At 67.3% G+C, this 13411-nt stretch carries 15 protein-coding genes; 11 read left to right on the top strand and 4 right to left on the bottom strand.

Annotated features, from left to right (window positions below; genetic code table 11):
* Positions 1 to 42: 42 nt before the first annotated feature.
* From QMX85_RS08700 to QMX85_RS08680, 5 genes are read left to right on the top strand one after another with little or no spacing between them, the layout of a single operon-like run.
* On the top strand, positions 43 to 612 hold the full coding sequence (locus tag QMX85_RS08700) for a YqgE/AlgH family protein (RefSeq protein ID WP_282339898.1): 570 nt from the start codon (positions 43 to 45) through the stop codon (positions 610 to 612).
* Complete coding sequence (gene ruvX, locus QMX85_RS08695) at positions 609 to 1034, top strand: Holliday junction resolvase RuvX (protein ID WP_090224888.1); 426 nt, start codon at positions 609 to 611, stop codon at positions 1032 to 1034. Before QMX85_RS08700 ends, ruvX begins: the two co-directional genes overlap by 4 nt.
* A gap of 56 nt (positions 1035 to 1090) precedes the next feature.
* A complete protein-coding gene (pyrR, locus tag QMX85_RS08690; RefSeq protein ID WP_282339896.1) occupies positions 1091 to 1600 on the top strand; it encodes a bifunctional pyr operon transcriptional regulator/uracil phosphoribosyltransferase PyrR in 510 nt (169 codons plus the stop codon).
* Positions 1601 to 1613: 13 nt separating this feature from the next.
* A complete protein-coding gene (locus tag QMX85_RS08685) occupies positions 1614 to 2621 on the top strand; it encodes an aspartate carbamoyltransferase catalytic subunit (RefSeq protein WP_282339894.1) in 1008 nt (335 codons plus the stop codon).
* Positions 2621 to 3907, top strand: a complete 1287-nt coding sequence (locus QMX85_RS08680) for a dihydroorotase (protein WP_282339892.1) — start codon at positions 2621 to 2623, stop codon at positions 3905 to 3907. The genes QMX85_RS08685 and QMX85_RS08680 overlap by 1 nt, the downstream gene beginning before the upstream one ends.
* On the opposite strand, the gene QMX85_RS08675 is transcribed toward QMX85_RS08680, so the two are convergent.
* Together QMX85_RS08675 and QMX85_RS08670 are read right to left on the bottom strand one after the other, a co-directional pair.
* Positions 3880 to 5208 carry a DUF2254 domain-containing protein gene (locus QMX85_RS08675; RefSeq protein ID WP_282339889.1) on the bottom strand — a complete coding sequence of 443 codons (1329 nt, stop codon included), beginning with the start codon at positions 5206 to 5208 and terminating at the stop codon, positions 3880 to 3882. The two genes, QMX85_RS08680 and QMX85_RS08675, sit on opposite strands and share 28 nt — an antisense overlap.
* A 108-nt stretch (positions 5209 to 5316) precedes the next feature.
* Complete coding sequence (locus QMX85_RS08670; RefSeq protein ID WP_282339887.1) at positions 5317 to 5715, bottom strand: TM2 domain-containing protein; 399 nt, start codon at positions 5713 to 5715, stop codon at positions 5317 to 5319.
* Between the two features lie 117 nt (positions 5716 to 5832).
* Here QMX85_RS08670 and QMX85_RS08665 point away from each other — a divergent pair, with 117 nt between their 5' ends.
* Positions 5833 to 7044: a putative DNA modification/repair radical SAM protein gene (locus QMX85_RS08665; protein WP_282339885.1), complete on the top strand. Its 1212-nt coding sequence runs from the start codon at positions 5833 to 5835 to the stop codon at positions 7042 to 7044.
* Entirely contained in the window at positions 7044 to 8504 is a 1461-nt protein-coding gene (locus QMX85_RS08660; RefSeq protein ID WP_282339882.1) for a UdgX family uracil-DNA binding protein, read from the top strand. The genes QMX85_RS08665 and QMX85_RS08660 overlap by 1 nt, the downstream gene beginning before the upstream one ends.
* 80 nt (positions 8505 to 8584) lie before the next feature.
* Here the strand turns inward: QMX85_RS08660 and QMX85_RS08655 are convergent, their stop codons facing one another.
* Complete coding sequence (locus tag QMX85_RS08655) at positions 8585 to 9730, bottom strand: PilT/PilU family type 4a pilus ATPase (protein ID WP_282339879.1); 1146 nt, start codon at positions 9728 to 9730, stop codon at positions 8585 to 8587.
* Positions 9731 to 9797: 67 nt separating this feature from the next.
* Complete coding sequence (gene pilT / locus QMX85_RS08650) at positions 9798 to 10832, bottom strand: type IV pilus twitching motility protein PilT (protein ID WP_090224879.1); 1035 nt, start codon at positions 10830 to 10832, stop codon at positions 9798 to 9800.
* 142 nt (positions 10833 to 10974) lie between these two features.
* On the opposite strand from pilT, the gene QMX85_RS08645 reads away from it, so the two are divergent.
* From QMX85_RS08645 to QMX85_RS08630, 4 genes are read left to right on the top strand one after another with little or no spacing between them, the layout of a single operon-like run.
* A complete protein-coding gene (locus QMX85_RS08645; protein WP_282339875.1) occupies positions 10975 to 11688 on the top strand; it encodes a YggS family pyridoxal phosphate-dependent enzyme in 714 nt (237 codons plus the stop codon).
* On the top strand, positions 11685 to 12503 hold the full coding sequence (proC, locus tag QMX85_RS08640; protein ID WP_282339873.1) for a pyrroline-5-carboxylate reductase: 819 nt from the start codon (positions 11685 to 11687) through the stop codon (positions 12501 to 12503). The genes QMX85_RS08645 and proC overlap by 4 nt, the downstream gene beginning before the upstream one ends.
* Positions 12504 to 12513: 10 nt before the next feature.
* Positions 12514 to 13107, top strand: a complete 594-nt coding sequence (locus tag QMX85_RS08635) for a YggT family protein (protein WP_273233774.1) — start codon at positions 12514 to 12516, stop codon at positions 13105 to 13107.
* Positions 13104 to 13406 (top strand): DUF167 domain-containing protein, encoded by a 303-nt coding sequence (locus QMX85_RS08630; protein ID WP_282339869.1) that lies wholly within the window; start codon positions 13104 to 13106, stop codon positions 13404 to 13406. Before QMX85_RS08635 ends, QMX85_RS08630 begins: the two co-directional genes overlap by 4 nt.
* Positions 13407 to 13411: the final 5 nt, after the last annotated feature.

Raw genomic sequence — 13411 nt, 5'->3', positions numbered from 1 at the left:
CGCCCCTTGTGGCCCGAGGAACGAAACCCGAAACTAGGCGACATGAAAATCGACGCACCCAGCTACCTCAAGCACCATCTCCTGATCGCCATGCCGCACATGGCCGACCCGAATTTCGCGCAGACGGTCATCTACCTGGTCGAGCACAACGATCAGGGCGCCATGGGCCTGATCATCAACCGCCCGAACGGCCTCAGCCTCGCCGACGTACTCGAACAGCTGCGCCCGGAAAGCGAGCCGGCGCCGCGCTGTGCGGACATCGCGATCTTCACCGGCGGCCCGGTGCAGACCGATCGCGGCTTCGTCCTGCATCCGGCGGGCGAGGTCTACCAGGCCACCGTGGCGCTCGGTGAACTGTCGCTGTCCACGTCGCAGGACGTGCTCTTCGCCATCGCCGAAGGCAACGGCCCGGCGCAGAGCCTGATCGCCCTCGGCTATGCCGGCTGGGAAGCCGGACAACTGGAGGCCGAACTGGTCGACAATGCCTGGCTCAGCTGCCCGGTGGACCTCGACATCCTCTTCCGGACGCCGGCCGAACGTCGCCTGGACGCCGCCGCCGCGCACCTGGGCATCAACCTCGCGCTGCTCACTTCCCAGGCCGGCCACGCATGAGCGCACCGCGCCTGCTGCTCGGCTTCGATTACGGCACCAAGCAGATCGGCGTCGCGGTCGGCCAGGCGATCACCGGCCAGGCGCGCGAGCTCTGCGTGCTCAAGGCGCAGAATGGCGTGCCTGACTGGCAGAAGGTCGAAGCGCTGATCAAGGAGTGGCAGCCTGACGCCATCGTCGTCGGCCTGCCGCTGAACATGGACGGAACGCCGAGCGAGATGAGCGCCCGCGCGGAGAAGTTCGCCAGGCGCCTGAACGGCCGCTTCAACCTGCCGGTGCACACCCACGACGAGCGCCTGACCACCTTCGAGGCCAAGGGCCAGCGCCTGGCCCAGGGCCAACGGGGCGGCTATCGCGACAATCCGGTGGATGCCCTCGCCGCCGCCCTGTTGCTGGAAGGCTGGCTGGAGCAAAACGCCGGCTAGGACGACGCGCCACGGTGGCCGATCGTCGCAACCAAGAATTCTGTACGGAGACCGCCATGAACCTGCCCAACCCCGCCGACCTGCTACCGCAGATGGCCCGCGACCTGCAGCGCCACCTGGCCGATCGCGGCATCACCGAGCCCCGCTTCATCGGCATCCACAGCGGCGGCGTGTGGGTCGCCCAGGCGCTGCTCGCTGAACTCGGCAGCGACGCGCCGCTGGGCACGCTGGACGTGTCCTTCTACCGCGACGACTTCAGCCAGAACGGCCTGCACCCGCAGGTGCGTCCGTCTGCCCTACCGTTCGAGGTCGAGGGCCAGCACCTGGTGCTGGTCGACGACGTGCTGATGACCGGCCGGACCATCCGCGCCGCACTCAACGAGCTGTTCGACTACGGCCGCCCGGCCAGCGTGACGCTGGTCTGCCTGCTCGACCTGGAGGCCGGCGAGCTGCCGATCCGCGCCGACGTGCTTGGCGCCACCCTGTCGCTGGCCCCCGACCAGCGGGTAAAATTGACCGGCCCCGCGCCGCTCGCGCTCGAGTCCAAGACCCTCTCCGCCTCCTGACAAGGCCACCTCCATGTCTAACGCCGCCAAGCGCTCACTGCAGCTCAATGATCAGGGCCAGTTGCGTCACTTCCTTTCGCTCGACGGTTTGCCGCGCGAGCTGCTTACGGAAATCCTCGACACCGCCGACTCCTTCCTCGAGGTCGGCGCGCGCGCGGTGAAGAAGGTCCCGCTGCTGCGCGGCAAGACCGTGTGCAACGTGTTCTTCGAGAACTCCACGCGCACGCGCACCACCTTCGAGCTGGCGGCGCAGCGGCTGTCCGCCGACGTGATCAGCCTGAACGTCTCGACCAGCTCGACCAGCAAGGGCGAGACGCTGTTCGACACTCTGCGCAACCTGGAGGCGATGGCTGCCGACATCTTCGTCGTGCGCCATGCCGACTCCGGCGCCGCACACTTCATCGCCGAGCACGTCTGCCCGGACCTGGCGATCATCAACGGCGGCGATGGCCGCCACGCGCACCCGACCCAGGGCATGCTCGACATGCTCACCATCCGCCGCCACAAGGGCGGCTTCGAGAACCTCTCGGTGGCCATTGTTGGCGATGTCCTGCACTCGCGGGTGGCGCGCTCCAACATGCTCGCGCTGAAGACCCTCGGCTGCCCGGACATCCGCGTGATCGGGCCGAAGACGCTGCTGCCAGTGGGTATCGAGCAATACGGCGTGCGCGTCTTCACCGATCTCGCCGCAGGGCTCAAGGATGTCGACGTGGTGATCATGCTGCGCCTGCAGCGCGAGCGCATGCAGGGCGGCCTGCTGCCCAGCGAGGGCGAGTTCTACCGCCTCTACGGCCTCACCGAGCAGCGCCTCACACTGGCCCGCCCGGATGCCATCGTGATGCACCCGGGGCCGATCAACCGCGGCGTCGAGATCGAGTCGGCAGTGGCCGACGGCGCCCACTCGGTGATCCTCAACCAGGTGACCTACGGCATCGCCGTGCGCATGGCGGTGCTGTCCATGGCCATGAGCGGACAGACCGCGCAGCGCCAGCTCAACCAGCAGACCGAGGAGCAGCTCTGATGCGTACCCACATCCTCGGCGCCCGCCTGATCGACCCGGCCAGCGGCCACGACGGCGTGGCCGACCTGTACCTGGAGGACGGCCGGATCAAGGCCATCGGCGCCGCGCCGGCCGGCTTCGACGCTGAACACCGGATCGACGCCCACGGGCTGGTCGCCGCACCGGGCCTGGTCGATCTTTCCGTCGCCCTGCGCGAGCCCGGCTACAGCCGCAAGGGCAGCATCGCCAGCGAAACCCTGGCTGCGGCCGCCGGTGGCGTCACCAGCCTGTGCTGCCCACCGCTGACCCGCCCGGTTCTGGATACCCCGGCCGTCGCCGAACTGATCCTCGACCGCGCCCGCGAGGCCGGTCACTGCAAGGTCTTCCCGATCGGCGCGCTGACCAAGAACCTCGCCGGCGAGCAGCTCGCCGAGCTGGTCGCCCTGCGCGACGCCGGCTGCGTGGCCTTCGGCAACGGCCTGACCAACTTCCCGAGCAACCGCAACCTGCGCCGCGCGCTGGAGTACGCGGCGACCTTCGACCTGACCGTGGTTCTGCATTCCCAGGACGCCGACCTGGCCGAGGGCGGCCTCGCCCACGAAGGCCCGACCGCCAGCTTCCTCGGCTTGCCGGGAATCCCGGAGAGCGCGGAAACCGTGGCCCTGGCGCGCAACCTGCTTCTGGTGGAACAGAGCGGCGTGCGCGCCCATTTCAGCCAGCTGACCAGCGCCCGCGGCGCGCAGATGATCGGTGAGGCCCAGGCCCGCGGTCTGCCGGTGACGGCGGACGTGGCGCTGTACCAGCTGATCCTCACCGACGAGGCCCTCGCCGAGTTCTCCAGCCTCTACCACGTGCAACCGCCGTTGCGTACCGCCGCCGACCGCGCGGGGCTGCGCGAGGCGCTCAAAAGCGGCGTGATCTCGGCGATTTCCAGCCACCACCAGCCGCACGAGGCGGACGCCAAGCTGGCCCCGTTTGGCGCCACCGAACCGGGCATCAGCAGCGTCGAGCTGCTGCTGCCGCTGGCGCTGACCCTGGTGCAGGACGACCTGCTCGACCTGCCCACCCTGATCGCCCGGCTCAGCAACGGTCCCGCCGCCGCCTTGCGCCTGCCCGCCGGCAGCCTGCGCGTCGGTGCCGCCGCCGACCTGGTGCTGTTCGACCCCGCGGCCAGCACCCTGGCCGGCGAGGCCTGGCACTCCAGGGGCGCGAATTGCCCGTTCCTCGGCCACGCGCTGCCCGGCGCGGTGCGCTACACGCTGGTCGACGGCCATCTCACCTATCGAGCCGCCCGCGTGCCGTCGTAACCCACCGCCTCGCGTAACTGCGCGCAGGCGGCAGCCACGCGTTCGGCCACGGCGCGATGGTCCGCCGCACCGGGGCCAGCGGCAGGTGCCAGCTCGTCGACTCGTTCAAGATGCCGCGCCAGTACCACCCGGGCGGCATCGTTCTCGCACGCCGGGGCCAGCCTGCCGAGCACATCGGCGATGCGGATCAGCACCGCTGGGTTCGACGCACCCGCCTGGCGAATCTGGTCGAAGCAGGCGTCTGCCAGACCCTGAAGGTCGGACCGGGCGGCGATCACCCGCAGTTGGCCGTCGTCGTCGAATAATCGACGACTCTCGACCTGCCGGCCGAGAATCTCTTCCAGCGCGCTGCCCAGTCGATCGATCACCGCGATTGCCGTGAAGGGGTCGTTGATGCCCGGCGACAGCGCCCTCAGGGCGATCTCGACCATCTGTCGGATCGAATATTCCAAGTCCTGAGTCGGGCTTCGCTCCTCGCCGATGATGATGGCGTCACGCAGCTCCTCCAAGGACGCCTCATCCACAGCCTGCGAGGCGAACACGCGCACATGCTCGCCGCGCCGGAGCAGGTAGTGTCCGGCGCGAACCTGCACTTCCAGCACGGCATCGTTGCGCTTGGCCCAGGCCCTGAGTACGGAATAATCGATCATCTGCACGTAGCCCGGACGATCAAGGCTCAGCATTGCTCGGCAGGGCGGCAGATCGGCAAGGGGTTCTGGCGGCACCGGCGGCAGCGTTTCGAGCCGCTCGCGCAGCGCTTGCATCAGCTCCCGAGCCACCTGCTGGACGACGGTATCGGCAATCGTGGAGCGAGCGATCTTATGCACGTAGAACAGCAGGGCGAACAGGCACGCTAGGGTCAGCAGGCTGGCCACGCCGATCGACAGCGCCGGCACGCCCGCATCGCCGCGGCTGCCGTCGATGCTGCGCAGGATCACGATCAGATAGAAGATGGTCGCCAGAAACAGGCCGAGCACCGACTGGATCTGTCGGTCGCCCATGAAATTGAGGATCAGCCGCGGGCCGAGCTGGTTAGCCGCCAGGGTCAGGGTGACGAAGGTCAGCGAGACCACCAGGGAGGTGATGGTCATCATGCCAGAGAGAAACGTGCCGAGCAGGTTGCTGGCGCTGCCGGCATCGCCGCTGTAAAGCCACCAGAGTTTGGAGTACTGCAAGTCGAGCCAGCGATAGTCGAGGAACAACATCAGCGCCGCTAGCGTAAAGCCGAACGTACTGATCAGCGCCGGAAGAATCCATAGTTGCCGGCGCAAAAGCACCAGCGTATTGAAAAAACGCTCCATTCGGATCGCATCCTGGTCTCTGACAATGACAAATGTCGCCGTCTCAGGAACTAGGACTGCCAGAGGAGAAGCTTTGCTCCATCGCCTTGCCGCTGGGCCCGCGCAGGTTCAGTTGCGCCGTGCGTTACGCAGCGACACCTGATCGTTCAGCGTCCAGAAATCGTAGAGCACGCCGACCAGGAAAAGGCCGCCGGTGCAGAGGTATATCACCCCGGTAATCCATTTGCCTTGGTACATGCGGTGCACGCCGAACAGACCGAGGAAAGTCAGCAGCAGCCAGGCGACGTTGTAATCGGTCGGGCCGGCGTTGAAGCGCAGGTCGGCCTCACGATCCATCGCCGGAATCAGGAAGAAGTCGATGATCCAGCCGACGAAGAACAGGCCGAAGGTGAAGAACCAGATCGTCCCGGTGACCGGCTTGCCGTAGTAGAAGCGGTGCGCGCCGGTGAAGCCGAAGATCCACAGCAGATAACCGATCAGCTTGCTGTGCGTGTCCTGTCGTTGCATGGCTATTCCTCTGGAGTGAAGCGATTTTCGGTGCGCCGACGACCGGGGCCGCCCTTTGCTTGCAGGCGCGGGAAATTGTACGAATACTGTATTTAAATACAGTATTTGGTAAAGATCATGGACATCACCGACAAGCTCATCGTGCTGGCCGATGCTGCCAAGTATGACGTTTCCTGCGCCAGCAGCGGAGCACCGAAGCGCAGCTCCCGCGGCAAGGACGGCCTGGGCGCCACCGATGGCGCGGGCATCTGCCACAGTTTCACACCGGATGGCCGCTGCGTCGCCCTGCTGAAAATCCTGCTGACGAATTTCTGCCTTTACGACTGCCAGTACTGCGTCAACCGGCGCTCCAGCAACGTGCCACGGGCGCGCTTCACGCCCGAGGAAGTGGTCCGCCTGACCCTGGATTTCTACCGCCGCAACGTCATCAGCGGGCTGTTCCTCAGCTCCGGCATCATCCGCTCCTCGGACTACACCATGGAGCAGCTGACCCGCGTCGCCCAGAGCCTGCGCGAAGACCACGGCTTTCGCGGCTACATCCACCTGAAGACGATTCCCGACGCCGACCCGCTGCTGATCGCCCAGGCCGGGCGCTACGCCGACCGCCTGAGCGTGAACATCGAGTTGCCCACCGAGGACAGCCTGGTGCACCTGGCGCCGGAGAAGAACGGCCGCACCATCCGCCAGGCGATGGGCGCGATCCGCCTCGGCGTCGAGGAAGCCGGCAGCGAGGCCCGCGCGCCGCGCTTCGCTCCGGCCGGGCAGAGCACGCAGATGATCGTCGGCGCCGATGCCACCGACGACCGCACCATCCTCGACACCGCGCAACGGCTGTACGGCGCCTACGGGCTCAAGCGCGTCTACTACTCCGCCTTCAGTCCGATCCCGCAGAGCCCCACCACGGTGCCACTGCAAGCGCCGCCGCTGCTGCGCGAACACCGCCTGTACCAGGCCGATTTCCTGCTGCGCGGCTATGGCTTCCATACCGAGGAGCTGCTCGCCGGCCCCGGCAACCTGGCGCTGGACATCGACCCCAAGCTGGCTTGGGCGCTGAATCACCGCGCGCAGTTTCCGGTGGACCTCAACCGCGCCGAACCGATGCTGATCGCCCGCGTGCCCGGCATCGGCGTGCGCAACGCCAAGCGCCTGGCCCTGCTCCGGCGCGAGCGGCGCATCCGCTACGACGATCTGGTGCGCATGCGCTGTTCAATGGACAAGCTCAAGCCATTCATCGTGGTGCAGGACTACCGGCCGCGCAGTGACGGGTTCGAGTCCGCCACGCTGCGCCGCGCGCTGAGCGACACGCCGGCGCAGATGGCACTGTGGTGATGCGCCTGGTGCGCTTCTCCGGCCGCTTCGCCGACTGGCGCAAGGAGTGCCGGACGCTGCTCGAGGACGGCGTCGCACCACACACGCTGACCTGGCAGGTGGATAGCGCCTGCGACGACCTGTTCGCCGCGGTCGGCGAGGAGCCGCCGCGCTACGCCGTCACGCGCGCCGCACTCAAGGTCCCCCGGGAATTGCCGGAACTGCTGGAAAGCGCCGCCCGCTTTCGCGCCGACGACCGCTGGGCGCTGCTCTACCGCGTGCTCTGGCGCGTCACCGGCGGCGACCGCAGCGCCATGCTCGCCGGTGATGTCGACGGCGCCGTGTTGCAGCGGCGGGTCAAGGCGGTGCGCCGCGAAGCCCACCACATGCACGCGTTCCTGCGCTTCCGCCAGCGCGACGCCGCCCTCGGCGCGCCGCAGTTCGTCGCCTGGCACGAGCCGGCCCACGACGTCCTCGACCTCGGCGCCGAACACTTCGCCGAACGCATGGGCCGCAGCACCTGGCTGATCGCCACGCCGGACGGGGCCGCGCATTTCGACGGCACGCGCGTGCACTACCAGCAGGAGGGCTGCCCGGCCGAGCTGCGCGCCTTCGCCGAAGGTATCCGCGACGATGGCGAACGGCTCTGGCAGGCCTACTACGCAAGCACCTTCAATCCGGCCCGACTGAACCAGAAGGTGATGCGCGGGCACATGCCGGCACGCTTCTGGAAGAACCTTCCGGAAGGCCCGCTGATCGCCGATCTGATGAGCCAGGCGCGCGCCGGGCAGCAGCGCCTGGCGCAGGCTGCTACGGTGGGCGAGCAGGACGGCCGGCAGGTACTGATCGCCCGCGAGAAGGCGCAGCCCGAGCGGCCGTTGCCCAGCTCGCTGGAAAGCTGCCGCAACTGCGACATCTGGCGCAACGCGACCCGCGCGGTGCCGGGCGAGGGTCCGCCGCGGGCGCGGATCATGCTGCTCGGCGAGCAGCCCGGCGATCAGGAAGACCTGGCCGGCAAACCCTTCATCGGCCCCGCCGGCCAGGTGCTGGCGCGCGCCCTCGCCGAGGCCGGATTGCGGCGGGAGGACGTCTACCTCACCAACGCGGTGAAGCACTTCAAGTGGGAACCCCGCGGCGGCGGCGCCGGGCGCGCCGCCACGCGCCTGCACGCCACGCCGAAACCGGCCGAGATCAAGGCCTGCCGCGGCTGGCTGGGCAAGGAGCTGGAGGAAGTGCAGCCGCAGGTGATCGTTGCCCTGGGCCGCACCGCGCTGGCGTCGCTGCTGGAAATCCACGACCCGCAACGCGTCCGCCTGGCCGATTTCGCCGGCCGGGCTTTCGCCCATCAGGGCCGCTGGGTGTTGGTGGCGCCTCATCCCGCCGCGGTGCTGCGCGCCGCAGATGCCGGCGAGCAGCGTTTCGCCGAACTGGCGGAGGCGCTCAGGCAGGCGAGCGAGCTACAGGAAGTCATGGCGACCTAGGGGCGCAACCCGCGTGGCGCCGTGCCCGACGCAGCCTGGGTGGGCTGAAGCCCACCCTACGAAGCTGCGAACCGTGAACTTCAGCGGAAGCGCCGGCCCGGATCGTCGTCGCTGACTTCCAGCGACAGCCCCTGGGACACGCTGGTGAGGTGATCGCCGTCGGTTTCCGAACCGAGCTTGATCATCAGGCGCAGGTCGTTGGCCGAGTCGGCGTAGGCCAGCGCATCCTCGTAGGTGATTTCGCCCTGGTTGTAGAGGTTGAACAGCGCCTGGTCGAAGGTCTGCATGCCCTGCTCGGTCGAGCGCTTCATCAGCGACTTCAGCTCGTGCACTTCGCCCTTGCGGATCAGGTCGGCGGCCAGCGGGGTGTTCAGCAGCACTTCGATCACCGCACGGCGGCCCTTGCCGTCCGGCGTGGGCACCAGTTGCTGGGCGACGATGGCGCGCAGGTTCAGCGAGAGGTCCATCCACACCTGCTGCTGCCGGTCGGCCGGGAAGAAGTGGATGATCCGGTCCAGCGCCTGGTTGGCGTTGTTGGCGTGCAGCGTGGCCAGGCACAGGTGGCCGGTTTCGGCGAAGGCCACGGCGTAGTCCATGGTTTCGCGGGTCCGCACCTCGCCGATCATGATCACGTCCGGTGCCTGGCGCAGGGTGTTCTTCAGCGCCACCTCGAAGGATTCGGTGTCGATGCCCACTTCGCGCTGGGTGACGATGCAGCTCTGGTGCTGGTGGATGAACTCGATCGGGTCCTCGATGGAAATGATGTGGCCACTGGAGTTCTTGTTGCGGTAACCGATCATCGAGGCCAGCGAGGTGGATTTACCGGTGCCGGTGGCGCCGACGAAGATCACCAGGCCGCGCTTGGTCATCGCCAGTTTCTTGAGGATTTCCGGCAGGCGCAGGTCTTCCATGGTCGGGATGTTGGTCTCGATCCGCCGCAGCACCATGCCGACCAGGTTGCGCTGGTAGAAGGCGCTGACGCGGAAACGCCCGACACCGCGGGCGCTGATGGCGAAGTTGCACTCGTGCTGGGCGGCGAAATCGCGGCGCTGCTGCTCGTTCATCACGCCGAGCACGGTCTCGCGGGTCTGCTCGGGCGACATCGGCGTCTTGGTCACCGGCAGGATGCGCCCGTTGACCTTCATCGACGGCGCTACACCGGCGGTGATGAACAAGTCGGATGCGCCCTTCTCCACCATCAGGCGCAACAGTTTTTCGAATTCCATGGGCTCGCTCACGTGCAGCTCCGTTCTGGCTGGATCGGTGGAAAGGACGGGATGTCAGCCCGCGGCCTCAGAAGTTTTCCGGGGTCTTGGCCTTCTCGCGGGCGTTCTCGCGGGATACCAGGCCCTTGGCGACCAACCCCTTGAGGCACGAGTCGAGGGTCTGCATGCCCAGCGAACCGCCGGTCTGGATCGCCGAATACATCTGCGCGACCTTGTCCTCGCGGATCAGGTTACGGATCGCCGGCGTACCGATCATGATTTCGTGCGCCGCGACGCGACCGCCACCGATCTTCTTCAGCAACGTCTGCGAGATCACCGCCTGCAGCGACTCGGAAAGCATCGAGCGAACCATGGATTTCTCCTCGGCCGGGAACACGTCGACGATCCGGTCGATGGTCTTGGCCGCCGAGGTGGTGTGCAGCGTGCCGAACACCAGGTGGCCGGTTTCCGCCGCGGTCAGCGCCAGACGGATGGTTTCCAGGTCGCGCATCTCGCCGACCAGGATGATGTCCGGGTCTTCGCGCAGGGCCGAGCGCAACGCTTCGTTGAAGCCGAGGGTGTCGCGGTGTACCTCACGCTGGTTGACCAGGCACTTCTTCGATTCGTGAACGAACTCGATCGGGTCCTCGACGGTGAGGATGTGGTGGTACTTGGTGTTGTTCAGGTAGTCGAGCATCGCCGCCAGGGTGGTCGACTTGCCCGAACCGGTCGGGCCGGTGACCAGCACCAGGCCGCGCGGCACGTCGGCCATCTTCTTGAAGGTGTCGCCCATGCCCAGGTCTTCCATGGTCAGGACCTTGGAGGGAATGGTCCGGAACACCGCGCCGGCGCCACGGTTGTGGTTGAACGCGTTGACCCGGAAACGCGCGACGCCGGGCACCTCGAAGGAGAAGTCGGTCTCGAGGAACTCCTCGTAATCCTTGCGCTGCTTGTCGTTCATGATGTCGTAGATGAGCGCGTGCACCTGCTTGTGCTCCATCGCCGGCAGGTTGATCCGGCGGACGTCGCCGTCGACGCGGATCATCGGTGGCAGACCGGCCGACAAGTGCAGGTCCGAGGCGCCTTGCTTGGCGCTGAAGGCAAGCAGCTCGGTAATATCCATGGAAATCCCCAATCACGAACGAGCAGATGGCTTCGACAGGAAGGCGGGGCGGGCGGGGCGGGAAGCCCGACCTTCGCTCGCTACGCTTTCCGACAGCCTGATAGAATGCCGGACCTCTAAAGCGGGTCGCAGAGCGCAAGTAATGTCCACGATAGCAGAGAATATTGCAAAGGTCGGCGCGCGCATCCGTCGGGCGGCAGAGGCCGTACAGCGGGATTCCCAGGGTATTTCGCTGCTCGCCGTGAGCAAGACGAAACCCGCCGCCGCGCTACGCGAAGCCTATGCCGCGGGGCAGCGCGATTTCGGCGAGAACTACCTGCAGGAAGCCCTCGACAAGCAGCGCGAGCTGGCCGACCTGCCGCTCACCTGGCATTTCATCGGGCCGATCCAGTCGAACAAGACCAAGCCCATCGCCGAGCATTTCGCCTGGGTGCACTCGGTCGACCGCCTGAAGATCGCCGAACGTCTTTCCGCGCAGCGCCCCGCCGGGTTGCCGCCGCTGAACATCTGCCTGCAGGTGAACGTCAGTGGCGAGGACAGCAAGTCCGGCTGCGCCGCTGCAGAACTACCGGCGCTGGCTGCGGCCGTGGCCGCGCTGCCCAACCTGCGCCTGCGCGGGCTGATGGCGATTCCCGAGCCGAGCGACGATCTCACCGTGCAGCGCGCCGCCTTCGCTCGCCTGCGCACGCTGGGCGAAGAACTCGACCTGCCGCTGGACACGCTGTCCATGGGCATGAGCCACGACCTCGAAGCCGCCATCGCCGAAGGCGCGACCTGGGTTCGTATCGGCACAGCGCTGTTCGGCGCGCGCGATTATCCGCAGGCCACCCCCTCCGACAAAGGAAACCCCGCATGAGCAGTCCCCGCATCGCCTTCATCGGCGCCGGCAACATGGCCACCAGCCTGATCGGCGGCCTGCGCGCCCAGGGCGTTCCGGCCGAGCGCATCCGCGCCAGCGATCCCGGCGCGGATGCCCGCGCGCGCGTCGCGGCCGAGCACGGCATCGCGCTGTTCGAGAGCAACGCCGAGGCCATCGAGGGCGCCGACGTGATCGTCCTGGCGACCAAGCCGCAGGTGATGAAGAGCGTCTGCCTGACGCTGGCGCCGAATCTGCGCGATGGCCAGCTGATCGTCTCGATCGCCGCCGGAATCACCGCGGCGAGCATCGAAAGCTGGTTGGGCGAACGCCCGCTGGTGCGCTGCATGCCGAACACGCCGGCGCTGCTGCGCCAGGGCGCCAGCGGCCTGTACGCCAACCCGCGGGTCAGCGCCGAGCAGCGCGGCCAGGCGGAGCAACTGCTGTCCGCAGTGGGCCTGGTGGAATGGCTCGACGAGGAACGCCTGATCGACGCGGTCACCGCCGTCTCCGGCAGCGGCCCGGCGTATTTCTTCCTGCTCATCGAGGCGATGACCGCCGCCGGCGAACAGCTCGGCCTGCCGCGTGAAACCGCCGCCCGGTTGACCCTGCAGACCGCCCTGGGCGCCGCGCGCATGGCCAGTGAAAGTGATGTGCCGGCCGCCGAACTGCGCCGTCGCGTCACCTCGCCGAAAGGCACCACCGAAGCGGCCATCACCGCGTTCCAGACGGGCGGATTCGACGCGCTGGTGCAGCAGGCGCTCGACGCCGCCGCGCAGCGCTCCGCCGAACTCGCCGAACAACTGGGTCAATAAGGAGCTATCGATGACCGGTCTCAACACCGCCGCCATCTACGTGATTCAAACGCTTGGCAGCCTCTATCTGCTGATCGTCCTGCTGCGCTTCATCCTGCAAATGGTCCGCGCCGATTTCTACAACCCGATGAGCCAGTTCATCGTGCGCGCCACCCAGCCGCTGCTGCGCCCGCTGCGCAAGGTGATTCCCGGCTTCGGCGGGGTCGACCTGGCCTCGCTGGTGCTGGCGATCCTGGTGCAGATGCTACTGATGGTGATCACCCTGATCCTGATGGGCTACGGCGTCGGCGGCTTCCTCCTGCAGGTGCTGATCTGGGCGATCATCGGCGTCACCTCGCTGTTCATGAAGGTGTTCTTCTTCGCCCTGATCATCAGCGTGATCCTGTCCTGGGTCGCGCCCGGCACGCGCAACCCGGCCGCCGAACTGGTCAACCAGATCTGCGAGCCGCTGCTCTCGCCGATCCGCCGCGTCCTGCCCAACCTCGGCGGGCTCGACCTGTCGCCGATCTTCGCCTTCATCGCGCTGAACCTGATCGACATGCTGGTGATCAACAACCTCGCGGCGATGACGGGAATGCCGAAAATCCTCAGTCCGTTCATGTGAGCGGCGCGTACTTCCGCTGGGACGGCGAGGACCTGCTCCTCGCCTGTCACCTGCAGCCCAAGGCCAGCCGCGACGAGTTCGCCGGGCTGCACGGCGACCGGCTGAAGATCCGCCTCACCGCCCCGCCGGTGGAAGGCAAGGCCAATGCCCACCTGCTGGCCTTCCTCGCCGAGGCGTTCGGCGTGTCGAAAAGCCAGGTCAGCCTGGAAAGTGGCGAACTGAACCGCCAGAAGCGCGTGCGTATTCGCCAGCCCCGGCAGTTGCCGGCGCTCCCCGGTTTGACCGCTCGCCCCGCCTGAGCGAC

The sequence above is a fragment of the Pseudomonas sp. PS02288 genome, assembly GCF_029959715.1.
Lineage (GTDB): Bacteria > Pseudomonadota > Gammaproteobacteria > Pseudomonadales > Pseudomonadaceae > Pseudomonas_O > Pseudomonas_O kuykendallii.
Note: the sequence above shows the minus strand (reverse complement) of the source record. Positions and strands in the feature narration are given on the sequence as shown.

What these genes read in the sequence shown, in the direction of transcription:
- QMX85_RS08700 (WP_282339898.1), top strand. Translation starts at nt 43, where the DNA reads ATGAAAATCGACGCACCCAGCTACCTCAAGCACCATCTCCTGATCGCC.
- ruvX (WP_090224888.1), top strand. Translation starts at nt 609, where the DNA reads ATGAGCGCACCGCGCCTGCTGCTCGGCTTCGATTACGGCACCAAGCAG.
- pyrR (WP_282339896.1), top strand. Translation starts at nt 1,091, where the DNA reads ATGAACCTGCCCAACCCCGCCGACCTGCTACCGCAGATGGCCCGCGAC.
- QMX85_RS08685 (WP_282339894.1), top strand. Translation starts at nt 1,614, where the DNA reads ATGTCTAACGCCGCCAAGCGCTCACTGCAGCTCAATGATCAGGGCCAG.
- QMX85_RS08680 (WP_282339892.1), top strand. Translation starts at nt 2,621, where the DNA reads ATGCGTACCCACATCCTCGGCGCCCGCCTGATCGACCCGGCCAGCGGC.
- QMX85_RS08675 (WP_282339889.1), bottom strand. Translation starts at nt 5,208, where the DNA reads ATGGAGCGTTTTTTCAATACGCTGGTGCTTTTGCGCCGGCAACTATGG.
- QMX85_RS08670 (WP_282339887.1), bottom strand. Translation starts at nt 5,715, where the DNA reads ATGCAACGACAGGACACGCACAGCAAGCTGATCGGTTATCTGCTGTGG.
- QMX85_RS08665 (WP_282339885.1), top strand. Translation starts at nt 5,833, where the DNA reads ATGGACATCACCGACAAGCTCATCGTGCTGGCCGATGCTGCCAAGTAT.
- QMX85_RS08660 (WP_282339882.1), top strand. Translation starts at nt 7,044, where the DNA reads ATGCGCCTGGTGCGCTTCTCCGGCCGCTTCGCCGACTGGCGCAAGGAG.
- QMX85_RS08655 (WP_282339879.1), bottom strand. Translation starts at nt 9,730, where the DNA reads ATGGAATTCGAAAAACTGTTGCGCCTGATGGTGGAGAAGGGCGCATCC.
- pilT (WP_090224879.1), bottom strand. Translation starts at nt 10,832, where the DNA reads ATGGATATTACCGAGCTGCTTGCCTTCAGCGCCAAGCAAGGCGCCTCG.
- QMX85_RS08645 (WP_282339875.1), top strand. Translation starts at nt 10,975, where the DNA reads ATGTCCACGATAGCAGAGAATATTGCAAAGGTCGGCGCGCGCATCCGT.
- proC (WP_282339873.1), top strand. Translation starts at nt 11,685, where the DNA reads ATGAGCAGTCCCCGCATCGCCTTCATCGGCGCCGGCAACATGGCCACC.
- QMX85_RS08635 (WP_273233774.1), top strand. Translation starts at nt 12,514, where the DNA reads ATGACCGGTCTCAACACCGCCGCCATCTACGTGATTCAAACGCTTGGC.